Below are 23272 nucleotides of genomic sequence, written 5' to 3'. Positions count from 1 at the left end.
CCCTTTTTTGCCGCCGGTGCTTGCATCCCGGTCACTTGCGCTGAATGTTAGCGTTATAAATATAAATGTTTCAAGTAAGATTCTGAGAGTGGGAAAACGGGAGGATCGGATGGACAGACGTACCCTGCTGGCCGCGCTGGCGGCGCTGCCCGCCGCCGCCCGCGCGCAAGGCACCATGCCGGCGAACTGGTCGGCGCTGATCGGCACCTATCGCCTGCCCGACTGGTTCCGCGATGCGAAGTTCGGCATCTGGGCACACTGGTCCGCGCAATGCGTGCCCGAATTCGGCGACTGGTACGGGCGCCGGATGTACCAGCAGGGCGACCCGTTCTACGACCATCACCTGAAGACCTACGGCCACCCGGCGGATCGCGGCTTCATGGAAATCGAGAATCTCTGGCGGGCGGAGGCATGGGATCCGGCCTGGCTGGTGCGCCGCTACAAGGCGGCGGGCGCGAAATACGTCATGGCGCTGGCCTGCCATCACGACAATCTGGACGCCTACGACAGCGCGCATCACGCCTGGAACACGCTGCGCGTCGGCCCCCGGCGCGACATCGTCGGCACGTGGGAACGGGCGGTCCGGGCAGAAGGGCTGCGCTTCGGCGTCAGCAATCATGCCAGCCACGCATGGCACTGGTACCAGCCCGCCTACGCCTACGACACGGAAGGGCCGCGCGCGGGCGAACGCTACGATGCGTGGCACCTCACCAAGGAAGATGGCGCGGGCACATGGTGGGAAGGGCTCGACCCGCAGGAGCTGTATGGCGGCGCGGTCATGGCGCCGCCGCCGGGCATCACCAGCACCGCCGGGATGGCGGCGTGGCACGCCACGCATGATGGCCGCTGGATGGAATTCAGCCCGCCGGGCAATCCCGCCTTCGCCGACAAATGGCTGCTGCGGCAGAACGACCTGGTGGACAAATACCGGCCGGACATCGTCTATTTCGACAATTACGGCCTGCCCTTCGGCCCGGTCGGCGTGGCGGCGGCGGCGCATTACTACAACGGCGCGATCGCCCGCGACGGCGTGACGGACGTGGTGCTGACCGCCAAGGTGCTGTCCCCGTTCGAACGGCAGGCGCTGGTGGAGGACGTGGAACGCGGGTGGAGCGACCGGCTGCGTGACCAGCCGTGGCAGACCTGCACCTGCATCGGCGACTGGCATTATAACCGCGCGCGCTTCCTGCAGCGCAGCTACGTCCCCGCGAAGCAGGTGATCCAGCGACTGTGCGACGTGGTCGCCAAGAACGGCAACCTGCTGCTGTCCATCCCCATGCGCGGCGACGGCACCATCGATGCGGAGGAGGAGCGCGTCCTGGACGGCATCACCGCCTGGATGCAGTTGAACGGAGAGGCCGCGATCCACGGCAGCCGCCCATGGCGCATCTACGGCGAAGGCCCGACAAGCGTGCAGGCCGGCATGCACACCGAAGGGGACACGCTGTTCACGCCGCAGGACGTCCGCTTCACGGTGACGGGCGACACGCTCAACGCCGTGCTGCTCGACTGGCCGGGACAGCCCGTGCGGATCGCCGCGCTGGGGCGGACGGCGCTGCCGGCCGCGCGGATCGAACGCGCCACGCTGACGGGTGGCCGGCCGGTCCCCTTCCGCCGGACGGCGGACGCGCTGGAACTCGACCTGCCGCCTGCCGCGTCCGGCGACATGATCCCCGTCGTCCGGCTGGAGGGGGCGGGCCTGGTTTAGCGCGCTGCTGCCCCCGGCCCTTCCCCGGTCAACAGCCGCACCGGGCCGATCAGGCCCGCGGGCCGCAGCGGGGCATCGGGGCGGTAGGTCGGCGCCGTGGTGAAGGCGACCTTGGTGGCGCCGGGCTGCGCATCGCCGATCAGGCGATTGACCCACAGGTTGGCCACCCGCACCTCCACCCGGTTGTCGCCCGCGCGCACCAGCGGGCCGATATCCACCTGCCATGGCGCATGCCAGGCGGTGCCGGCCACCGCGCCGTTCACCCGCACCTCCGCCACGTCGCCCACCTTCCCCAGGTCGAGCAGCAGCGGCGTACCCGGCGTGTGACCGGCAGGCGCGGCGAAGTCGCGCGTGTAGGTGGCGATGCCACTGAAATAGCGCACGCCCGCATCATCGCTTTCATTCAGCGGGGCCAGCCGGTCCAGCGTGATGGCAGCCGGCGCGCCGCGATCGGGCTGGAAAGCGACCTGCCACGGCCCGTCCAGCGTGGCGGCGGGCCGCCAGGCGTGTGGCGGAACATCGCGGGCCGTTTCCGCCGTCGGCGTGCGGAAGACCACGAACAGGCTGTCCTCCGCCGCCAGGTCCAACGGCACGATCGTCTCCGCGCCCTCCGTGCGGAAGGACACCGGCTCCGCCGTGCCGCTGTCCGCGCGCCAGATCTCCGGCAGCCGGCCGGTCACGCGGAAGCGGGCGTCGGTCCGTTCGGGGCGGTTCTCGCGGTTGGTGATGAAATACAGGTCGCCATCGGGCAGCCGGCGATGCGCCCACAGCAGGTTGGCGTCCCCGGAATGCTCGAAGTCGGGGGTGACGCCGATGCGCGCCAGCGCCGCCTCCACATCCCGCCCGGCGATCACCCGCCCGCGCCCGATGCGCGCCTCCGTCCCGCCGGGCCACAGTCGGGCGACCAGCGCGGCGAATTTCGCCGGATCGTCGGCCAGTGACGGCGATCCGGTCGGCGCCTCGCCGACCACGGTCGCGCCCGCGTCCACCATGGCGGCGATCCGCCGCAGCACCGGCAGAGTCATGCGCTGCGACGTGCCGCCCAGATACAGGACGCGGTACTCAGCCCTTGATGGCGCCACCAGCGCGCCGTCGCCGTTAACCTCAAGCAGGCCGGTCAGCGCGTCCGCGTTGACGAAGTCCCAGGCATGGCGCCGGGGCGTGTCAGCCAGCTCCGCCTGGCCGTACAGCGCGGTCAGCGGCGCCTCCTCCCCGTGGAAATAGGCGACGTCGGCGAAGAAGCGGCCCTGTTGCAGCAGGTGGCTGCTGCGCGCGATGTAATCGACCCACGGCTTCGCCAGTTCCGCCCAGGTGTCGTGCCGGTTGAAGTACTGGCCGAAGATCGCCAGCGACAGGCCGGGCGCCTGCTCGGTCGGCTGGTGGACGCTGGTATGGATCACCGGGCGGTTCACGCCGTGGGCGAATTCCAGGTCGATCACCTTGCGCAGGTCGCGCGGGGCGTGCGCCCAGGGGGACAGCGCGCTGGTCAGCGATTCCGCCGCCACCAGGTTCTGGCCGTAGAGGTGCGCCACCGATGCTGCGCCACGGATGTCGCCGATCAGCGTGGGCCGTGGCCCTTCCGGGCCGTAGGTCCACATCGCCGCCATCGGCACGTCGGTATGCCGGCGCAGCGCCATGTCGTCGCCCAGCGACGGGCGCTGATCCTCCAGCGCCTCGCCATACAGGGTCAGGCCGTGCTCGTGCGCGACGGCGGCGACCGTCGCGTAATGCTCGCTGGCGTGCAGTTCGGCGATCGTGCGGCGCCAGTCGTACAGGAAAGCCTCGCTCGCGGCGCGCGTGCCGACGATCGCGCCGGTCAGCGCGGGCAGATAGGGCTGCGGATCATATCCGCGCGCCTCGGCGAATTTCTCCAGCAGCCGGGGCGTCCAGTTGAACGCGCCGACCTCCGTACTGTCGGTCAGCAATGCGGTCAGGCCGCGATCCCCGATCAGATCGTCGCCCGCGGCCTTGCTGTAGGTGCCGAGATAGGTTTCGAGGTAGCGCCGCACCGCCGCGCCATCCAGCTTGTCGACCTCCAGCCCGGTCGCTTCCGGCGGGGCGGGATGGTTGGTCTTGCCCGTCAGGCTGGAGCCGAAGCGGACGATGCGCCAGCGGCCGGGTGGCGGCGTCCAGTCCAGCGTGCCGTCGGCGCGCAGCTTGCCCGAAAGGTCAACCACGCTGGCCGGATCGATCCCGGCCTCCGCCCCTTCCCCACCCAGGCCCAGCGCGTAGTAATCGCCCGCCACGGCGAAGCCGGCCTTGTGCTCGAAACGGTTGATGCGCGGCTGCTCCAGCAGCTTGAGGTCGGTCACCTGCCAGTCCGCGGGCGCGGCGCCCATGCCGGGGAAGGACGGCGCCGCGGCACCCGGCGCCATGCCGCCGCCGATACCCGGCCGGCGCGGGCCATCGTACGGGCCGAACACCACCCGGAACACCTGCGCGGTGACCGGGGTGAAGGACACGGTCGCCGGTACCGGCCCAGCCGGCAGGCTGACGATCCGCTGCCACGTGCCGTCCGGCCCCTGCGCCTCCAGCACCGGGCTGGTCGCGGGATCGGCGAAGGGCGGCTGCACGCCGGGCACGAACACGCTGGCGCCCCTGATTGTGCGCGGCGCATCGTACCGCAGTTCCACGGCGCCGGGCGCCTCCGCCGTGCCGCGGGGCACGGTCACCCCGGTCTGGTAGCTGTCATCGGCCAGCGCCGCCCCGTCCAGCGCGGCATCGCCGGCGCGTGCCTGCGGCGCCGGGCCACCCGCCGCCACGGCGAGCGGATAGGCCAGCACCGCCACGTCGGCATACCAGGTCGGCGGGGCATGCACCTCGCGCTGCTCGAACGCGGCGAGCGGGTCTTCCAGCGCCACGTTCTGGAACGGGCCGGTGGTGTCGGGCGGCATCGGCAACGCGCTCGCCAGCGGCGCGCCGCCATCCACCACCATCTCCGCCCAGACCAGCTTCTTGATCCCGTCGGCGGGCGGCACCCACGGCCCGCCGGTCTCCGACCAGCCGGCGCTGGCGGCGACGGCCAGTTCCAGATCGTGCCGCTCGGCCTCCGCCGCGGCATGGCGGAACGCCGCCTGCCAGCCCGGATTCATGTAGGTCAGCCGCTGCTCCACCACCTGCGGCGTCGCCAGATTGGCGTCGAAATTGTGCAGCCCGCCAAGGCCGATCCGCGCCATCCAGTCGATGTCGCGGGTGATCCCGTCTTGACTGATATTGCCGTTCATCCAGTGCCACCAGACGCGCGGGCGAGAGGATTTCGGTGGGTCGCGGAACCCCTGCAACAGCGGGTCGTCGGCGTTGGCGGCGGCCGGCACCTGGGCCGGGGGGCTGGCGTCCTGCGCCACCGCCGGCAGCGACAGGATCGTGCCGGCGAGCAGCACGGCGAGCGAGAGTGAGCGCATCGGGTTCATCCTACTGGAACAGGTCATCGGGGGTCAGGCCGGGTCCGGCCAGTCCATCGGCACAGGCATGGCGCAGCGCGGCGGCAAGCACGGGGCGGTTGCGTTCCAGCCCATAGGTCCACAGGCCGGGGCCAAAGGTCGCCAACGCGCTCTCCGCGGCGGCGAGCTGCCCGGGCACGGCGATCTTGGGGAAATCGCGCCGCGCCACATCGGCCAGCGCCAGCTCCAGCGCGGCGGTGAAGGCGGTGCACAGGGGGGCCGCCAGCCCCGGGTGCGCCTCCGCCAGCGACCGGCGCAGCACGATCAGGTGCATGATCGGGAACAGGCCGGTCCGCTGCCACCATGCCGCCTCTGCCGCCGGATGGTCGGGCCACATGCGGGCGACGGGCGCGGTGCCGTCCCGCCAGCAATTGGGCGCGGTGGGGCTGATGATCGCGTCGATCTCCCCCGCCACCAGCAGCACGTCCAGCGTTTCGGGCGTGCGAACGATCGACAGCCCGGCAGGGGCCGGGCCGGGCGCCCGGTCGGTCAGGACGGGGGCGTGCAGCCCGCCGGTGATCCAGCGCACGCTTTCGCGCGCGACGCCATGATCGTCCGCCAGCAGGCCGCGCAGCCACAGCGCGGCGGTCTGCTGGTAATCGAGCAGGCCGATCCGCCGGCCTGCCAGATCCTCCGGCCGGCGGATGCGGTCGGCGCGCACATACAGGTTCGCGTGCCGGAACGCGCGGGACGGGAACACCGGCAGGCCCAGCCATTCGCGCCGGCCCGCCGCCACCGCCGCGATATGGCTGCCCAGCGACAATTCGGCGAGGTCGTCCGTCCCGTCGCCCCGCAGGACGGACCGGAACAGCGCCTGCGCCTCCGCGAAGCGGACGGTCAGGCGGCAGCCATCGGGCACCACGCGCCCGTCGGCCAGCGCCTCCACCCGGTCGGAGAACAGGCAGCCGAGCGTCAGGTCCGGCATCAGCGCGACCGTTCCGCATGCAGGCGGAAACGGGCCAGCATGTCGGCCAGCGCCAGCCGCGCATCCAGCCGGTCGTACAGGCGGATGGTGCGCCCGGCGGGCCCGGCGGGCACTTCGCGCCAGGTGCTGCTGTCGCCGCCAATCGCGGACAGCAGCACCATCGGCGTGTCGCCCATCGCCAGCGCGCCGCCCAGCTGCACCCAGTCAGGCAGCGTGGTGTAGCGGTCGTACAGCCAGCGCGTCAGCGGGGAGAGCGGGCGGAACGCCGCCTCCATCTCCGCCATGCCGAACTGCAACTGGCGATAGGCGGGCTGCGGCACCTGCCACAGCGGCACGGCCGTCTCCTCCAGCACGAAGCGGGCGGCGCCCTCGTCCACCCGTTGGTTGTATTCGGGTTCGCCCGCGCCGCCGCCGCCGATCCAGATCAGCGTCATGCGCGCGGCGATCGCGGGTTCCAGCCGCAGCGCGGCGGCCACATTGGTCAGCGGTCCGCCGCAGGTGACGATCAGCGGCAGCGGATCGTCGCGCAACGCCTCCGCCACGATGGCGCGCGCGGCAAGGGATGGGCCCTCGCCGCCGCCGAACCCTTCCGCCCCGGCGACCACTTGCGGATCGGACGGCAGGTCCGCCAGCGGCAGCATCTCGCCCACCAGCCGCGCCGCCTCGGCCGCGCTCCGCCCGGCCAGCGGCCCCGCCAGCTGGGGGTCTAGCGGGCTGCAGGTGACCAGCGGCACGATCGTCGTCGGGCTCAGCACCTGATGCGCCAGCGCGATCAGCCCGTCCGGGTTGCCGGCGAAGTCGTTGTCCACAATCACCCGCGCCGCCGGGCGCAGCCGGATGCCGGCGGCCGCCTGCGCCAGCGCGCCGCGCGCCAGCAGCAGCCCGGCCCCGCCCCCGGCCAGGGTCAGCGCCCGGCGACGGGTCGCGGCGATCATCAGGCCAGCTCCACGTCCACGCCGGCGAGACCGGCTAGCCGGTCGCGCCCGTCATCCCGCTGGTCGTCCAGCGGGTAGCAAAAACCGGGGCACGGCGTTCCCGCCGCATGCCACATGGCGCCGCCATCGCCATTGCCGCTCGCCATCACCCAGCGCGCATTGCCGCTGGTGACACAGGTGGCATAAGCGGTGCCCGCCGGAATGTTGGCCCCGTCGCCGCCGGTGAGGCGGTAATCCTGCCCGTCCAGCGTCAGCGCGATCTCCCCCGCCAGCACATACAGGAACGTCGCGGTGGCGCGGTGGCGCAGCAGCGGCATGGCCGCGTCGCGCCCGGCCTCGATCGTCAGCATGTCGGTCGTGCCGCCGGTCTGCGCACGGGTGATCAGCGTGGTGGCGAGATGCCCCAGCAGCGTGGCGCGCGGCCCGTGTCCCGCCTCCAGGTAATAGGACCGGCCATCCGCCGGCAGGTCATGGTCGTCCGCGCCCATCGCCGTTGGCTCGGCATAGGCGGCATCGGGCACCCGGTGCACGTCATGCTTCGCCATGGCAGGACCCATGCGGGAGAAGTCGAACGGGCGGTCCGCCGGGGGCAGGCCGGTCATGCCCCACACCTCCCCCGCATCGGCCATGAACTGTTCCCACCCGCCGGGCGCGACCACCCCGAAGAAGCCCATGCGCGGGGACACCCCCTGGTACGAATGGCGCGCGAACGGCGCGGCATAGGCGAAGTCACCCGGGCGCAGGGTACGGCACTGATCCTCCGCCCACACGCGCAACTGGCCCCGGGTACACAGCCAGGTGTCATATTCACGCTCGTGATAATGCATCGGGATCGGCCCGCGCGCCTGCTGGGTGTCGGCCACCAGCACGCCGAAGGCGCCGGCGGTCTGCGCCCCGCCCGCCAGCGTCGTCACGATCTCGCCCGCGACCAGATGGCGCAGGCCCCGGCCGTGGCGCACCACGTAAGGCTCCGCCCCGGCGGGCAGGTGGTAGTCGGTTACGAGTTCCGTCATGCATTCTCTCCCGGTGTCGTCAGCTGAAGGGAATGGCGATCTGCGCCGCCTTGCACTCCGCCGTCTTGGGGGGGCAGATGCCCCATTGGTCGGTCCGGCCGGGGGGCCAGGTCCAGTCGCCCGGCCCCCTGACGCGGTATTCGTCGTCCACCTGCAGCACCTCTGATGTGTGCTCGATCACGAACCCGAAGGGATCGACGAAATAGACAAAGACATTGTCGCCCGGCCCATGGCGGCCCGGCCCCCAGCCGATCAGGAAGCCCGCATCCACCATCCGCCCGGCGGCGCGCATCACCCCTTCCCAGCCGGAATGCTGGAAGGCGACATGGTTCAGCCCGTTCACCGGCCCGGCGGCGATGACGACCGAATGATGGTCACTGTTGGTCCGCTCGAACGCCATCATCCCGCTGCGGTCGGTCAGGCGGAAGCCCAGCGCCGCCTCCAGGAACCGGGCATCGGCGTCCACATCGGTGCTGTTGATGTTCACATGGGCCAGTCGTTCCGGCCGGTCGGCGGCGGGCGGCAGGGGGGTGGCGAGGTCGTCGCCCTGCACCACGCGGATGGTGCGCCCGCGCGGATCGCGCGCGGCGATGGCCGTGCCGCCGCCATGTTCGTGCAGCGCGCGCGGGGCATGCAGCAGGTCCGCGCCCGCCCCCGCCATCCGCTCGGCCAGAGCCGAAAGGTCGGTGCCGGCCGCGGCGCGGAAGGTCATCGACCGGATCGCGGCATCGCCGCCGCCATGCAGCGCCAGCACATGCGGGTCCTCCCCCGTCGCGCGGAGCCAGGCCGTGCCTTCGCTCCGGTCCGCCAGATGGAGGCCCCAGATGCCGGTGTAGAACTCCACGGCGGCCGACAGGTCGGGCATCGTCAGGTCCACGCTGCGCAGGCCCGTCAGGGGGAAGGGGGACGCCATCTCGCCAATGCCTCTCCGCCGCTCTCCAGACCGGCGGCCGGTGCCTGTCTGCGCCGATCACCCCCGCGCTGTCCAATAATGGTTTTGCAGATATCCATAGGGTGCAGCTATACTGCGCGGATGCTCGATCCCCGCCTGCTCCGCACCTATGCCGCCGTCTGCCGCGAAGGCTCCATCAGCGGGGCGGCGCGCCGGCTCAACATCTCACAGCCGTCGGTCTCCGTCGCCATCGCCCAGCTGGAACGGCGGCTCGGTACCAGCCTGTTCGAACGCAGCCGGCAGGGCATCGTGCTGACCGCCGCCGGGCGTGCGCTGCGCGGCCGGGCGGAGGCGATGGAGACGCTGCTGGCCGACGCGGCGGAGGAGGTGACGCTCGCCACGAAGGGCGTGCTCGGCCCCTTGCGCATCGCCGGCACGCCGGGCGCGCTGGTCAGTCTGGTGCCGCAGGCGATCGGGCCGATGGAGGAACATGGCCGCTTCGCATTGCAGATCCTCGAACGCCCGGACGCGGAGCTGAACGACCTGCTGCGCACCGGGGAGATCGAGATCGCCGTCGCCACTACCGGAATCGACCGCCAGCCTGCGGATATCGAGGAGCGCAGCGTGGTGCGCGATCCCTTCGCGCTGATCGTGGGGCGCGCGCATGACGCGCTCGGCCCGGCGGTGTCGCTGGCCGAGGTCGCGGAATTCGGCTGGGTCCTGCCAGAGGCATATGGCGCGTTCCACCGCCAGATAGAGGCGCTGTTCCTCGGCACCGGGGTCCCCTTCCCCACCGATGTGATCCGCTGCGATTCGCTGCTGACGACCAAGGCCATCGTCCGCCGCACCGCGCGTGTCTGCGTGCTGCCGCGCGGCGTCGTCAGCGCCGAACTGTCGATCGGCGTGCTGCGCGCCGTTCGGTTGTCGGAGAACGTGACCCGCGCCATCGGCGTGCGCACCCTGCGCGATCGCCCGCTCTCCGTGCTGGCCGACCGGTTCGTGCAGGCGATCTCCAGCCGACGGATGGAAGTCAGCTTTTCATAGGTTCAGCCTATGGTTCTGCCAAAAAGCGATATTGGACAACTATGGTTGTGTTGGATCAATCATGCCGGGAGCCGACGCCTGATCGGCCGGTGGAGAGATCGTCCCGACCATGCAATCGCCCGCAGCCTTCCCTGACCCTGCCCCCGTATACGACGTGGCGGTGGTGGGCTGCGGCCCGGTGGGGGCGCTCGCCGCCAACCTGCTGGGGCAGGCCGGCCTGTCCGTGCTGGTGATCGACCGGGAGCGCGATCCCCATCCGCTGCCCCGCGCGGTCCATGTCGATCACGAGATGCTGCGCCTGTTCCAGACCACCGGCCTGATCGACCGCCTGTACCCGCTGATGCGCGAGACGGAGGGTCACCTGCATGTCGGCGCCGATCACGGCGTCATCCGTTACATGGGGACGGCGGGGCGGGCCAAGCCGTTCGGCTGGGCCAACGACTACTTCTTCTACCAGCCGGAGCTGGAGGCGCTGCTGCGCGGCGGGCTGGACCGCTTTCCCGGCGTGGAGCTGCGGCTGGGCGCGGAGTTTACCGGGCTGGTGCAGGACGATGACGGCGTCACCCTGCGCCTGTCGGACGGCACCGTCCGCGCCCGCTGGGTCATCGCCTGCGACGGCGCCCGCAGCCCGGTGCGCAAGGCATTGGGCATAGAGCTGGACGATCTGGGGTTCGAGGAGCCGTGGCTGGTGGTCGATGCCGACACCGACGGCCCGGTCCACTTCCCCGATCTGTGGGGCGTCCCGGCGGAGGCGGATCTGCAGCGCCTGTCGGTGATGATGTGCGATCCCGCGCGGCCCGCCACCATCGTTCCGGGCCGCGGCACCATGCGCCGGTGGGAATTCATGCTGCTGCCGGGGGAGGACGACGCGGCGATGATGCAGCCCGATGCCGTCGCCGCGCTGCTCGACCCCTATCTGGCGGGCGTGCCGCATACCCTGCTGCGCGCCGCGACCTATCGCTTCCACGGGCTGGTGGCGGAACAATGGCAGGCGGGCCGGGTGTTCCTGGCCGGCGATGCCGCGCACCAGACCCCGCCCTTCTTCGGGCAGGGCATGTGCCACGGGATGCGCGATGTCGCCAACCTGGCGTGGAAGCTGGAATTGGTGGTGCGCGGGATCGCCGATGCCCGGCTGCTGGACACCTACCAGCCCGAACGCGACCCCCATGTCCGCGCCGTCATCGACGCGGCGGTCGCCGCCGGCCGCTACATCTGCGAGCTTGACCCCGCCAAGGCCGCGGCGCGTGACCGGGAGATCCGCCAGCGCGCCGGGCAACCCGCCACCGCCGCCGAACTGATCCCGCCGCTCGCCGCCGGGGCGATCGCCGCCGGCACACCCGGCGCGGGCGCGCGCTGGGTGCAGCCGCGCCTGGGCGGCCGGCTGCTGGACGACATCACCGGGCCGGGCTGGCGCCTGTTCACCCGCGCGGAGCAGCCGGCCGCGGACGCGCTGGCGCCCGTGCCGCTGGGCATCTGGACGCTGGACGATGTGGCCGACGACGGCACGCTGGCCGGCTGGCTCGACACCCATGGCGCCGCCAGCGTGCTGGTGCGCCCCGACCATTACGTGTTCGGCACCGCCGCCCGCGGCGGCGCCGACGCGCTGCTACGCCAGGCGCGTGCCGCGCTGGCGGAAATCGACCGACCCGTGGCCGCCACCGGCCGTGCCGCAATCGTGGGAGACACCAAGTGAGATTTGCCAGTTTCCGCCGCCCCGACGGCCAGCCCAGCTTCGGCCTAGTGGAAGGCGACCGCATCCGCGATTGCGGCGGGCAAGGCCATGCCGACCTCAAGGCCGCGATCGCCGCCGGCGCACTGGCCGGCCTGACGGGTCCGGGCGACAGCTTCGCGCTGGCCGATGTGGTGCTGCTGCCGGTGATCCCGAACCCGGACAAGATCCTGTGCGTCGGCCACAATTACGAAAGCCACCGGCAGGAAACCGGCCGCGCGAAGGTCGCGCACCCGTCCATCTTCACCCGCTGGGCCGACACGCTGATCGCCCATGGCCAGCCGATCGTGCGCCCGCGCGCATCGACCGACCTGGATTTCGAAGGCGAGCTGGCGGTCGTGATCGGGCGCGGCGGGCGCGCCATCGTGGCGGAGACGGCGCTGGACCATGTCGCGGGCTACGCCTGCTTCAACGATGCATCGGTGCGCGACTGGCAGTGGCACACCACGCAGTTCACGCCGGGCAAGAACTTCCCCGGCACCGGCGCGCTCGGCCCCTGGCTGGTCACGCCGGACGAGGCGGGCGACCTGGCGGATGTGCGCGTCACCACCACGCTGAACGGGCAGGTGGTGCAGGACCAGCCGATCCGCGACATGATCTTCCCGATTGCCGAGATCGTCGCCTACGTCTCCGCCTTCACCCCGCTGTCGCCGGGCGACGTGATCGCCACCGGCACGCCGGGCGGCGTCGGGGCCAAGCGCACGCCGCCGCTGTGGATGCAGGCGGGCGACCGGGTGGAGGTCGCGATCGGCCACATCGGCACGCTCAGCAACACGATCATCGACGAGGCGGTGCTCGACTAGAACAACAAGCACAGGAGAGGAAAACGACAATGACAAGACTGACACTCATCCTCGCCTCGGCGAGCACGCTGGCATATGCCCTGCCCGCAACCGCGCAGGAGACGGCAAGCGATCCCGCGCCCGGCGTTGCGGAAACCTATCCGGGCGAGATCATCGTCACCGCCACCCGCCGCGCCGAACGGCTGCAGGACGTGCCGCTGGCGGTGAACGCCCTCAGTGCGGAGGAGCTGGTCAGCAGCGGGTTCCAGAACCTGCAGGACATCCAGTACCAGTTGCCGGGCGTGCAGTTCGGCAATTCGCCCAACGATGCCGGCTTCCGCCTGCGCGGCGTGGGTTCGGCGGGCGGGTTCACCAGCTCGTCCGAACAGAATGTCGGCACGGTGGTCGACAACGTGGTGATCCCGTTCGGCAATCCGGTGCAGAGCCTGGGCGACCTGGAACGGGTGGAGGTGCTGAAGGGCCCGCAGGGCACGCAGTTCGGCAAGAATGCATCATCGGGCGTGGTCAACATCACCACCCTGCGGCCCGACCTCGACACCGTGGGCGGCACCGCCTTCGCCAGCTATGGCGAGCTGAACGACTTCAACGTCAATGCCAGCCTGAACGTGCCCGTCGCCAACAATGCGGCGCTCGCCGTCTATGGCTTCGCGCGCGGCAATGACGGCTTCATCGAAAACGTCGTCACCGGCAAGGATTGGGGCGGGCAACGATCCTACGGCGGGCGGGCCAAGCTGCTGGCGGAGGTGACCGACACGCTCGATATCTACCTGATCGGCGATTATTCCCGCGCCAGGCTGGAGGGACAGGGCCAGTTGTGGACGGTGAACCGCCTGCCGACCTCCACCAGCCCGCTGGTGAATGCCCGCAACGCCACCCTGCTGGCGCGCGGTATCGAGCCGGGCTTCGACAACGAGCAGACGGCGGAGGACATCGATACCTCCGTGAAGGAGGAGAACTACGGCGGCTCGATGGAGCTGGACCTGGATGTCGGCGATTACCAGCTGACCTCCATCACCGCGTACCGCTTCTTCAACGGCTACCAGACCCGGTTCGCGATCGACAATTATCCGGTGCCGATCTTCACCGGGTTCAACCATTCCGGCATCAGCGGCGATGGCGACCGCAGCTTCCTGTCGCAGGAACTGCGCGTCACCTCCCCCACCGGCGGCACGCTGGAATATGTCGCGGGCGTATACCTGTCGCGGCTGAAGTCAGGGCTGAACGGCTACAACAGCGCGCAATTGCGCCCGGCGCTGCCCTTCGCGGCCCAGCCGCAGCTGTCGCTGACTGCGGGGCAGAGCGTGACGCGCACCTCCACCGAAAGCGCGGCGGCGTTCGTCGACGGGTCGATCCGGCTGACCGAACAGCTGCGGATCCTGCTGGGCGGTCGCTATTCGTATGACTGGGTGGATGCCGAAAGTTTCTCCCGCATCGATCCCGCCTTCCCGCCGGGTGTCGGCCCCAACGGTTTCACCGTGCCCTACACCCCGCGGCCGCGTTCCACCGGGGAGACGAACCAGGGCGACTGGTCGGGCCGCGCGGGGCTGGAGTTCCGGCCGGCGGACGACATCATGCTGTATGGCACGGTCGCGCGCGGCTATCTGGGGCCGACGGTCACCTTCTCCGGCCTGACGGGCGCGCAGGTGACGGTCGATCCGCAGACCGTGTGGGACGTGACGGTCGGCGCCAAGACGCAGTTCTTCGATCGGCGCGTGACGCTGAACGTCAATGCGTTCTACGACGATTACAAGAACCTCCAGACCTCCGTGTTCAACGGGCTGGAGTTCCTGACGGAGAATGCCGGCGGGTTCGAGGCCAAGGGTTTTGAGGTGGAGACGATCGTGCGGGTGACCGATGCCCTGTCGGTCAACGCCGCCTGGACCTACTCCGACACGGAATTCACCGACTACATCACCGCCTGCCCGGACAGCATCGTCGCCACCGGCGCGGCGGCGGTGGCCGCGCAGTGCAATGCACCGGGCTCCACCGCGACCACGCCGCTGTTCCAGGCGGCGGGGGAACCGTTGTCGGGTGCGCCGCGGCACAGCGTCACCGGCGGGGTGGATTACCGCCAGCCCATCGGCGGGTCGCTGGCGCTGGATGCGTCGGCCACCTACTACTATCGCAGCAAGGTGCAGTACGACCCGGGGGAGGCGTTCACCAGGCAGCCGGGATACAGCATCGTGGGCGCGAATATCGGCATCGGGGCGGAAGACGGCAGCTGGCGGGTGGGCGTGTTCGCGCGCAACCTGTTCGACCAGAAGTTCCATTCCGCGGTGATCGGCCTGCCGTTCACGACCGGTGCCGGCACCGTCAACTGGAACACCCGCGATGCCCGCCGCACGATCGGCGTGCAGGTGTCGGGCGCGTTCTGACGATGGCGCCGGCCGCCGCCGCTGCCCTTGCCGCCATGGGCGGCACGCTCGGCCCCGATCTGCTGCGCGCGGTGCACGACCTGTACCGGGCGGAGCAGCTGGGCCACGCGGCGGTACAACCGGCACTGGCCAGCGACGTCGCCTATGGACCCGATCCGCTGCACAGGCTGGACCTGTATGCCCCGGTGTCGGGCATACGGCCCGCCCCCGTGCTGGTCTGGGTGCATGGCGGCGGCTTCGTGCGCGGCAGCAAGGGGGGCGGCGGCGATCCGTTCAACGCCCATGCCGCCCGCTGGGCCGCGCGGGCCGGAATGCTGGGCGCGGCGATCGACTATCGCCTCGCGCCCGCCGCGACCTGGCCTGCCGGGGCGGAGGATGTGGCGGCGGCGGTGAACTGGCTCGTCGCCCATGCCGCGCACCATGGCGGCGATCCGACGCGCATCGTGCTGATGGGCACCAGCGCGGGGGCGGTGCATGTGGCGGGCGCGCTGGCGCTCCGCCCTGATCTGCCGGTCAGCGCCGCGGTGCTGCTGTCGGGCCTCTACGGGTTCGAGCCGCTGGAGGAGCGTGACACGCTCTATTACGGTCCAGTCGACCTGTATGCCGAACGCGCGCCCAGGCACGCGCTGGTCGCCACCACCCTGCCGCTGTTCGCCGCCTGTGCGGAGCGGGACCCGGCACGCTTCCAGCGCGAGACGCTGCAATTGCTGGCCGCCCGCGCGCAGGCGCACGGCACGATGGGGCGCGGCTACATCGCGGGCGGGCACAATCATTTCAGTCTCGCCTACCACCTGGGCACGGCCGACACGCGGCTGGCTGACGAGGTGGCGGGCTTCCTGCACGAACATCTGGGAGAGTTCGCATGATCGATCGTCGTACCTTGCTGGCAGCGGGCGCCGCCGGTGCCCTCGCCGCCGCCGCGCCCGCATTCGCGCAGGGTCGCCGGCAGAGCTTCCCGCAAGGCTTCCTCTGGGGCGCGGCGACCGCCGGGCACCAGGTCGAAGGCAACAATGTCGCCGCCGATCTGTGGCTGCTGGAAAACATGCAGCCGACCATCTTCGCCGAACCGTCGGGCGATGCGGTGAACCATTTCGGGCTGTGGGCGCAGGACCTCGACATGGTGAAGGCCATGGGCCTCAACACCTATCGCTTCAGCCTGGAATGGGCGCGGATCGAGCCGGAGCCGGGCCTGTTCTCCACCGCCATGCTGGACCATTACAAGGCGGTGATCGACGGCTGCCGGGATCGCGGGCTCAACCCGGTGGTGACGTTCCAGCACTTCACCGCCCCCCGCTGGTTCTCCGCCCAAGGAGGCTGGACCAACCGGGAGGCGCCGGCGCTGTTCGCCCGGTACTGCTCCCGCGCGGCGGAGCATCTGGGCGAGAATATCAGCCACGCGCTGACCATGAACGAGCCGCAGATCCTGCGCCTGCTGCGCGCGCTGGAGGTGATGCCCGAAGGCGCGCTGATGGGCCAGCGGGCCATGCTGGAGGCGGCGGCGAAGCGCATGGGGACCGATAAATTCGTGACCGCCAATGTCGCCAATTTCGACGATCTCGACACCATGCAGGCGCTGATGATCGAAGGGCATGGCGCTGCGAAGGCCGCGATCAAGGCGGTGCGCGGCGATCTGCCGGTGGGCGTCAGCCTGGCGCTGATCGACAACCAGGCGCGGGGGCCGAACTCCGTGGCTGGGGAGAAGGCGGAGGACATGGCCGGGGCGTGGCTGCGAACGGCGCGGGGCGACGATTTCCTGGGCGTGCAGAACTACGAACGGATCGTCTGGGATGCGAAGGGCAAGGTTGCCCCGCCGGCGGACGCCGTGCGCAATTGGGGCGGGTCGGAGGTGCATGCCCCCTCGCTCGCCGGGGCGGTCCGCCAGGCGCACGCGATGGCGGGGGTGCCGATCCTGGTGTCCGAACATGGCGTCGGCACCGATGACGATGCAATACGTGCCCGCTTCATTCCGGAGGCGCTGGCGGGCCTCAGCGGCGCGATGGCCGACGGCATCCCGGTGCTCGGCTACATACACTGGTCGCTGATGGACAATTTCGAATGGATCTTCGGCTACAAGCCGCGCTTCGGCCTTGTCAGCGTGGACCGCACGACCTTCGCCCGCACGCCCAAGCCGTCCGCCGAGGTCCTGGGGCGGATCGCGCGGGCCAATTCATTGTGAGGCGTATGGCCCCCGCGCTGCTGGCGGCGGCGGCATGGATGCTGGCGGCGCCAGGACACGCCCAGCAGGCCGCGCCGTCGGTGGAGCGTGTCGATCCGGTGCGCGATTCCGCGGCCATCCCGCTCCGCCCGGATGACCGCGCGCCGGACCGGGAGGTCTGGAACCGCATCTTCCGCGGCGAGCTGGTGGTGCGCAACGTCACGCATCCCACGCTGACCCCGGTGCTGCCCAATCCAGCGATGGCCACCGGGGCGGCGGTCATCGTCATTCCGGGCGGCGGGTACCAGTTCGTCGCCATGCAGAACGAAGGCTGGCCCGTCGCCCGGCAGCTCGCCGATCGCGGGATCGCCGCCTTTGTCCTGAAATACCGCACCAACGACACGCCGGACGACGATGCCGCCATGGCGGCGAAGCTGGCGGCGGTGTTCGGCAGCATCGGCAAGCCCGGCTTCGTCGATCCGACGGAACCGCGCGCGGTCGCCGATGCGGCGGCGGCGATGGCGCTGGTGCGTGAGCGGGCGGCGGAATGGGGTGTCGATCCGCAGCGGATCGGCCTCCTGGGCTTTTCCGCCGGCGCCCGCTCCGCGCTGGAGATCGCGCTGGCACCGGCCGGGGCGCGGCCGGCCTTTGTCGGCTATATGTACGGCGCCATGCGCGAACCGGAGCTGGCCATCCCCGCCGATGCGCCCCCGATGTTCGCCGCCATCGCGCTGGACGACGGGTTACGCGGCCGTGACGGGTTGGGCCTGGTGGAGGCGTGGGACGCGGCGGACCGCCCGGTGGAGCTGCACGCCTATGAACGCGGCGACCATGGCTTCGGCCTCGGCCGGGCGGGCACCACCACCACCGGCTGGCTGGACCAGTTCACGCTGTGGCTGCGCAGCCGCGGCCTGCTGGATGCGGGCGCATGACCGATCCTGCGGCAATCCTGCGGCGGGAGACGCTGGTCAGCGCCGCGATCAATGCGGCCATCAGCGTCGGGTTCTTCCTGCTGGTGTTCGGCCTGTCCGGTCCGGTGCCGGTGCGCGGGGTCGGCGCCTACGCCTTCGACTTCGCGCCGCAAAGCCTCGCCATCGGGATCATGGCGACGCTGGTGCCGGCGCTGCTGCTGCGGGCGGCGCTGCGCCGTGGCGGGGTGTCGGGGGTGGCGACACGCGGGCCGACGACCCGCGCCATCGTGCTGCGCGCGCTTGCGCAAGGGATCGCGGCAATGGTGATCGGCGGCGGCCTGTGCGCCGCGCTGCTGTGGGTCGCGGGGGTGCAGCAATTGCCCCTGCTGCCGGCCTTCGCCGCCAAGGTGGCCTACGGCGCGGCGCTGGGCGCCTTCATCACCCGGCGGACGCTGGCCCGGATGCTGGCCCGGCCCGTTTAGGCACCGTTACCGCCTGACGCCTGCGTCGCGCATCACGTTCTCGGCCTCCACCGGCCAGTCGCGGTCGGGCACCAGCACGTTGCCTTCCGCCACGTTGCCGATCTCCGCCAGCCAGCGCCCGCCCGTGGTGCTGGAGCTGTGCCAGTTGCCCGTGGCGAGATTGTCCGTGCTGATGCGGCGGCGGTACATCTTGCCCGCGGTGTTGATGTTCAGCCACTTGCCCCGCGTTTCGACCACGTTGCCGGTCACGCGGAAATGCTTGCTGCCTTCGTCCAGGTAGATCGCGATCTTGTCCGCGATGTCGTAGATGTAATTCCCCCGGATCACCGCGCCCGGATTGGCCGACAGGTTGTAGATCGCGCCGCCATCCATGAACCAGGTCTTCACCCCGTGGATGCGGTTATTCTCCACGATCGTGTCGCGCAGCGTGGTCGGCGTGTCGTAACGGGTGTTGTAGGTATAGCCGCGCTGGTTCTCGTCATAGTTCGGGTTGCCGCCGGCATCGTTGTAGCCCCAGCCCCAGCCCACCGCGATCGCGTCATAAGGCGTGTCGGTGATGTCGTTGTGCGCGATCCGCGCCCCGCTGATATAGGTGGTCAGGATCGCGGCATTGTCTTTGTAGTCCTGGCTGACGGTGGCGATCGTGTTGTCCTCGATCACGAGGTCGCGGTTGACCAGCGCGGGATCGGCCGGATGATGCGCGTCCTCGCGCACGCCGCCCGCCATGATCGCGCTGCCCGACAGCACGGCGAAATGGTTGCGCGCGACCCGGATGCGCGCGGTCGCATGGCCCTGCCCGCTGCGGTTGGCGGTGGGATCGTTCCCGATGCCGAGCCCGATCTGGCCGAGCTGCGTGAATCGGTTGCCCTCGAACGTCACATCGCGCGCGGCGGCGACCTGCACGGCGGCGGGCATCTGGTGCCATTTCTGGCGCATGGATTCGAACTCCACGCATCCCCAGCCGCAGCTTTCCCACGCATCCGCCGGGCGGATCGGCGACACGTCCGACAGGAACGCCCCGCTCTGCTGGTTGGCGTAGCCGGTGGGCAGCGACGGGCCGAGCCAACTGGTGTGGGAGAAGGTCAGCCCGTGGAAGCCCAGACGCTCCACCGGCCGGTCCGGCGTGCCCGCGACGGACACCAGCGCATCCAGCCGGGGGATGGTGACGGTCAGGTCGGCGATGTCGTCATCCTGCGCGATCCGGAGGTACAGCCGCCCCGCCTCCGGGTCGATGAACCACTGATACGGGTCCGCGTGCCAGTCGTTGACGCGGCCGATGAACTCGGGCGCGTTGACCAGGAACAGGCGTGAGTCCTCGGGGAAGATGGGCTTGGTGATCGTGTCGTAGCCCCAGCTGTTATTGTCCCATGCCGGCTGCTGCATGGTGACACTGGTGCCGCTGATCGACTGCACGGGGGAAAAGCGGTCGGTGAAGAAACCGGTCGCCTCCACCTCCATCCGCGCGGGCTGCGCCACCTGCGTCACCCAGGCGAGGTCGGGGTTCACCACCTCGAACCCGGTGGCGGAGAAGGCGAGGTCACTGGCCTTTATCTCGATCCACGGCCGTTCGGCGAGCTGGCCGTTCACCCATAGCTGGCGCGTATCCAGCCCCCTGGGCACTTCGGCGACCCAGATGCGGCGTTCGGCGTCGTGCAGGCGGAACCCGTCCACCACCATGCCGCCCGACAAAACGGGGCGGGCGCCATCGGCGGCACGCCATTCCACGCGGTGCCCGTTCTGCCCGCCATCCGCGGCATCCAGCACCAGCGGCGCGGCGAGCGGGTAAGTCCCGTCCGCCAGCAGCACGGTCACGTCATTGCCGCCATTGGCCGCGCGCACCAGCTCCTGCGCGCGGGGCAGCGTGCGGACCGGCCGCTCGGCCGTACCGGGCGCGCGGTCGTTGCCGCCGGGCGCCACATGCACGGTGACCTGCGCGATGGCCGCCACCGGGGCGATCGCGGCGGCTGCCAGCAGCCCGGCCGCCACGCGGGTACGAAGGGGATGGGTCATCAATCCTGCTCCATGCCTGAAAACGAAAAGGGGCGCCCCGGCCATGGACCGGGACGCCATTTTGCCGCCGAGTGGGGACCGGCGGGGGAAAGACGGGTCAGAAACGGATGCGGGCACCGGCCGATACGCGCCGGCCGGTCTGCCGGTATTCCTTGGTGCGGTTCTCGCTGACGGAGTAGATGAACTCGTTCGCATTGTTCAGGTTGATCGCGTCGGCGAAGATCGTGAACCGCTCGTCGATGTCGTAGGACGCGCTGACGTCCAGCTGGCCGTATGCGTCGAAATATTCCGGCTCGCCATTGCGGCCCGACGCGATCTGCAGGAAATTGTCGCGGTAGGTATATGCCGCGCGCAGCGACAGGCCATACTTCTCGTAGAAGCCGACCAGGCTGTACGAATGCTTGGACAGACCCTCCAGCCCGAAGGACACATTGGCGACCGCATTGGTGTAACTGGCGTTGCTGTCCGTGTAATTGTAGCTGGTCTGTACGCCCAGCCCGTCGAACGGGGCCGGCAGCCACTGGGCGAAGGACTGGCGGTAACCGACCTCGAACCCCTTGACCGTCGCGCCCTCCCCATTGTCGGGCACGGTCACCTGGAACGTCACCTGGTCCACCAGCTGCGGCGTCGTCACCAGCGTGACGAAGCTCTGGATGTCCTTGTAGAACGCGGCGACGTTCAGCAGCGCATCGGGCATGAAGTACCATTCCAGCCCGGCTTCCACCTGGTTGGCGCGGAACGGCTGCAGGTCCGGATTGCCGCGGCGGATGGTCTCGTTGCCGGGATTGGTCTGGATCGACTGGCGCGGCGACAGGTCGGACAGGGTCGGGCGCGTCAGCACCTTGGACGCGGCGAGGCGCAGGATCAGCTCGTCCGTCAGGTTGAGCCGCGCGTTGAAGGATGGCAGCCAATCCTGGTACTGCCCGCGAAAGCCGACCGGCACGACCGGCGACACCACCACGATGTTCTGCCCGCCCGCATTGGGCCGCGCGCTGATGACGGTGCGCGACGCCCCGGTGCTGGTGTAATCGGTATCCTCGAACCGGACGCCGACATTCACCGCCAGCGGCATGCCGCCGATCTCGGTGTCGAGCGCGCCCATCACATACAGCGCCTTGACCTTCTCATCCACTTCGGACGAGGCGGCGGGGCTGAACACGCCGGGGTTGAAGGTGCGCCCGTCCTCCGCCGCGAAGCGGTCGATCTGCTGAACCAGCGCCAGCGGGTCGTAGATCAGCCAGTCGCGCAGGATGTTGCCGCCCCCGCCGGGGAAGAAGCCCCGGTCGGTCGGCTGGAACAGGTCGGGCGAAAGCACGCGGTTGCTGTCGCAATAGGCGCATTGTTCGGCGAAGGAGGTCTCGTTGGCAGTGATCGTCTTCACCCGGCGCTGCAACAGCCCGCCGGCGGAGATGGTGAACGGCCCCGCGCCGGGGTTCCATTCCGCATCGGCGCGCGCCTCCGCGATCTCGTCATCGATGTCCGCGCCGCCGCCCCAGATATAGTAGTGCGCGGTGATGCCGTTGGGATTGGTCGCCGCATTGGCGTAGTTCGGGCTGGTGAACCCGTAATCGTAGATCGGGCTGCCGCTGCGCCGATCCCAGAACAGGTCCACGTTCTTGCGCCGGATGGTGGTGAACAGATTGTTCTCCTTGCCCCGGCGCTGCGCGTTGGAGAGCGAGCCGTCTAGCCTAACGCGCAGATCGTCCGTCGCCTCCCAGTCGAAATTGATGCCGAGCTGGTCGGTCGTGACGTCGCGGTCGTCGAACTGGATGATCTGGTCGACGAACCCGCCCTGGTAGCGCTGGAACAGCGCCTCCCCGCCTTCGACCACCTGTTCCACCAGCGTGCCGCCGGCGAAGTCGTAGGCGAGGCCGGTCTGCTGCTCCACGAAGCGGGCCTTGGAATACAGGCCATCCACGGTCACCACCATCCGGTCGGACGGGCGGAACTGGAAGGCGGCGTTCACGCCCCAGCGGGTCAGGTCGCGTTCGAAGAAGAACGGCGACAGGTTGGACGGCATGGAGATGCGGCTGAACGGCGCGACGTTCGGCCCGATGCGCGCGCCGGGCACGCCCGCGCGGTTGTAATAGCTGTCGGTGCTGGACCGGCGGACATGCCCCGCGCCGATGGTGAACTCGTCGATCCGGTTCTCCTGTTCGGAATAGACGCCGCCCAGGGCGAAGGCCATGGTGCCGTCATCGTTGCGCCAGCTCGCGACGCCCGACACCTCCGGATTGTAGCTGTCGGCCAGTTCGGACCACATGCCCGCCGCGCTGGCGGCGAAGGTCAGCCCGGCCTTGCCGTCGATCGGGCGCAGCGTGCGCACGTCGATCGTCGCGCCGATGGAGGCGCCGTTGATGCTGGCCTGCGGGGACTTGTACACGTCCGCCCCGGTGATGATCTCCGACGGGATCACGTCGAAGCTGAATTCGCGGCCATTATTGTCGGTCGCCAGCGTGCGGCCGTTCACCGTCACCGCGTTGAACTTGGGCCCGAAGCCGCGGACGGTGACGAAGCGGCCCTCGCCCCGGTTGCGCTCGATGGTGACGCCGGGGATGCGCTGCAGCGATTCCGCCACATTGTTGTCGGGCAGCTTGCCCAGATCCTCCGCCACGATGGAATCGACCACCACGACCGAATTGCGCTTGATGTCGATGGCGGCGCGTTCGGCGGCGCGGATGCCGGTGACGATGATCTCCGTCCCTTCCGCATCGACCGGGGCCGCCTCGCTCTGCCGGGCGGGCTGGATCACCTGCGCCCCGACGGCGCCGGACCAGCCGAGCGCCGGGATTGCGGTTGCGACCAGCAGCGCGCGACGCGCACGTGCACTCACCTGTGCCATGACAACTC

At 70.1% G+C, this 23272-nt stretch carries 16 protein-coding genes; 9 read left to right on the top strand and 7 right to left on the bottom strand.

The window, feature by feature from the left end:
- Positions 1-109: 109 nt before the first annotated feature.
- Entirely contained in the window at positions 110-1708 is a 1599-nt protein-coding gene (locus V5740_RS14035; RefSeq protein ID WP_347304639.1) for an alpha-L-fucosidase, read from the top strand.
- On the opposite strand, the gene V5740_RS14030 is transcribed toward V5740_RS14035, so the two are convergent.
- Genes V5740_RS14030 through V5740_RS14010 form a run of 5 tightly spaced genes read right to left on the bottom strand, consistent with a single transcriptional unit; the run spans position 1705 to position 8934 of the window.
- On the bottom strand, positions 1705-5109 hold the full coding sequence (locus V5740_RS14030) for a glycosyl hydrolase (RefSeq protein WP_347304638.1): 3405 nt from the start codon (positions 5107-5109) through the stop codon (positions 1705-1707). The genes V5740_RS14035 and V5740_RS14030 overlap by 4 nt on opposite strands.
- Before the next feature lie 10 nt (positions 5110-5119).
- On the bottom strand, positions 5120-6073 hold the full coding sequence (locus V5740_RS14025) for a hypothetical protein (RefSeq protein WP_347304637.1): 954 nt from the start codon (positions 6071-6073) through the stop codon (positions 5120-5122).
- A complete protein-coding gene (locus V5740_RS14020) occupies positions 6073-7008 on the bottom strand; it encodes a nucleoside hydrolase (RefSeq protein ID WP_347304636.1) in 936 nt (311 codons plus the stop codon). Before V5740_RS14020 ends, V5740_RS14025 begins: the two co-directional genes overlap by 1 nt.
- Entirely contained in the window at positions 7008-8021 is a 1014-nt protein-coding gene (locus tag V5740_RS14015; protein WP_347304635.1) for a quercetin 2,3-dioxygenase family protein, read from the bottom strand. Before V5740_RS14015 ends, V5740_RS14020 begins: the two co-directional genes overlap by 1 nt.
- A gap of 19 nt (positions 8022-8040) precedes the next feature.
- Positions 8041-8934, bottom strand: coding sequence for a VOC family protein (locus tag V5740_RS14010; protein ID WP_347304634.1), 894 nt, complete (start codon positions 8932-8934; stop codon positions 8041-8043).
- Positions 8935-9054: 120 nt separating this feature from the next.
- On the opposite strand from V5740_RS14010, the gene V5740_RS14005 reads away from it, so the two are divergent.
- The 8 genes from V5740_RS14005 to V5740_RS13970 all read left to right on the top strand — a co-directional run bounded on the left by V5740_RS14005 (position 9055) and on the right by V5740_RS13970 (position 18412).
- Positions 9055-9957: a LysR family transcriptional regulator gene (locus V5740_RS14005; protein ID WP_347304633.1), complete on the top strand. Its 903-nt coding sequence runs from the start codon at positions 9055-9057 to the stop codon at positions 9955-9957.
- A 109-nt stretch (positions 9958-10066) separates the two neighbouring features.
- On the top strand, positions 10067-11650 hold the full coding sequence (locus tag V5740_RS14000; protein WP_347304632.1) for a bifunctional 3-(3-hydroxy-phenyl)propionate/3-hydroxycinnamic acid hydroxylase: 1584 nt from the start codon (positions 10067-10069) through the stop codon (positions 11648-11650).
- On the top strand, positions 11647-12489 hold the full coding sequence (locus tag V5740_RS13995; RefSeq protein ID WP_347304631.1) for a fumarylacetoacetate hydrolase family protein: 843 nt from the start codon (positions 11647-11649) through the stop codon (positions 12487-12489). The genes V5740_RS14000 and V5740_RS13995 overlap by 4 nt, the downstream gene beginning before the upstream one ends.
- Positions 12490-12518: 29 nt before the next feature.
- Positions 12519-14864 (top strand): TonB-dependent receptor, encoded by a 2346-nt coding sequence (locus V5740_RS13990; protein ID WP_347304630.1) that lies wholly within the window; start codon positions 12519-12521, stop codon positions 14862-14864.
- A 2-nt stretch (positions 14865-14866) separates the two neighbouring features.
- Entirely contained in the window at positions 14867-15730 is an 864-nt protein-coding gene (locus V5740_RS13985; protein ID WP_347304629.1) for an alpha/beta hydrolase, read from the top strand.
- The gene (locus V5740_RS13980) at positions 15727-17040 is read left to right on the top strand and encodes a family 1 glycosylhydrolase (protein WP_347304628.1); all 1314 of its coding nucleotides are present in this window, start codon (positions 15727-15729) and stop codon (positions 17038-17040) included. Before V5740_RS13985 ends, V5740_RS13980 begins: the two co-directional genes overlap by 4 nt.
- 5 nt (positions 17041-17045) lie before the next feature.
- Positions 17046-17951 (top strand): dienelactone hydrolase family protein, encoded by a 906-nt coding sequence (locus V5740_RS13975; protein ID WP_347304672.1) that lies wholly within the window; start codon positions 17046-17048, stop codon positions 17949-17951.
- Entirely contained in the window at positions 17948-18412 is a 465-nt protein-coding gene (locus V5740_RS13970) for a hypothetical protein (RefSeq protein WP_347304627.1), read from the top strand. Before V5740_RS13975 ends, V5740_RS13970 begins: the two co-directional genes overlap by 4 nt.
- Positions 18413-18418: 6 nt before the next feature.
- Here the strand turns inward: V5740_RS13970 and V5740_RS13965 are convergent, their stop codons facing one another.
- On the bottom strand, positions 18419-20422 hold the full coding sequence (locus V5740_RS13965) for a right-handed parallel beta-helix repeat-containing protein (protein ID WP_347304626.1): 2004 nt from the start codon (positions 20420-20422) through the stop codon (positions 18419-18421).
- A 97-nt stretch (positions 20423-20519) separates the two neighbouring features.
- Entirely contained in the window at positions 20520-23264 is a 2745-nt protein-coding gene (locus V5740_RS13960; RefSeq protein WP_347304625.1) for a TonB-dependent receptor, read from the bottom strand.
- Positions 23265-23272: the final 8 nt, after the last annotated feature.

The sequence above is a fragment of the Croceibacterium sp. TMG7-5b_MA50 genome, assembly GCF_039830145.1.
Taxonomy (GTDB): domain Bacteria; phylum Pseudomonadota; class Alphaproteobacteria; order Sphingomonadales; family Sphingomonadaceae; genus Croceibacterium.
This window is presented reverse-complemented; position numbering and strand designations above follow the sequence as displayed.

Coding starts and splice junctions, on each gene's coding strand:
- V5740_RS14035 (WP_347304639.1), top strand. CDS start 110: ATGGACAGACGTACCCTGCTGGCCGCGCTGGCGGCGCTGCCCGCCGCC.
- V5740_RS14030 (WP_347304638.1), bottom strand. CDS start 5,109: ATGCGCTCACTCTCGCTCGCCGTGCTGCTCGCCGGCACGATCCTGTCG.
- V5740_RS14025 (WP_347304637.1), bottom strand. CDS start 6,073: ATGCCGGACCTGACGCTCGGCTGCCTGTTCTCCGACCGGGTGGAGGCG.
- V5740_RS14020 (WP_347304636.1), bottom strand. CDS start 7,008: ATGATCGCCGCGACCCGTCGCCGGGCGCTGACCCTGGCCGGGGGCGGG.
- V5740_RS14015 (WP_347304635.1), bottom strand. CDS start 8,021: ATGACGGAACTCGTAACCGACTACCACCTGCCCGCCGGGGCGGAGCCT.
- V5740_RS14010 (WP_347304634.1), bottom strand. CDS start 8,934: ATGGCGTCCCCCTTCCCCCTGACGGGCCTGCGCAGCGTGGACCTGACG.
- V5740_RS14005 (WP_347304633.1), top strand. CDS start 9,055: ATGCTCGATCCCCGCCTGCTCCGCACCTATGCCGCCGTCTGCCGCGAA.
- V5740_RS14000 (WP_347304632.1), top strand. CDS start 10,067: ATGCAATCGCCCGCAGCCTTCCCTGACCCTGCCCCCGTATACGACGTG.
- V5740_RS13990 (WP_347304630.1), top strand. CDS start 12,519: ATGACAAGACTGACACTCATCCTCGCCTCGGCGAGCACGCTGGCATAT.
- V5740_RS13985 (WP_347304629.1), top strand. CDS start 14,867: ATGGCGCCGGCCGCCGCCGCTGCCCTTGCCGCCATGGGCGGCACGCTC.
- V5740_RS13980 (WP_347304628.1), top strand. CDS start 15,727: ATGATCGATCGTCGTACCTTGCTGGCAGCGGGCGCCGCCGGTGCCCTC.
- V5740_RS13975 (WP_347304672.1), top strand. CDS start 17,046: ATGGCCCCCGCGCTGCTGGCGGCGGCGGCATGGATGCTGGCGGCGCCA.
- V5740_RS13970 (WP_347304627.1), top strand. CDS start 17,948: ATGACCGATCCTGCGGCAATCCTGCGGCGGGAGACGCTGGTCAGCGCC.
- V5740_RS13965 (WP_347304626.1), bottom strand. CDS start 20,422: ATGACCCATCCCCTTCGTACCCGCGTGGCGGCCGGGCTGCTGGCAGCC.
- V5740_RS13960 (WP_347304625.1), bottom strand. CDS start 23,264: ATGGCACAGGTGAGTGCACGTGCGCGTCGCGCGCTGCTGGTCGCAACC.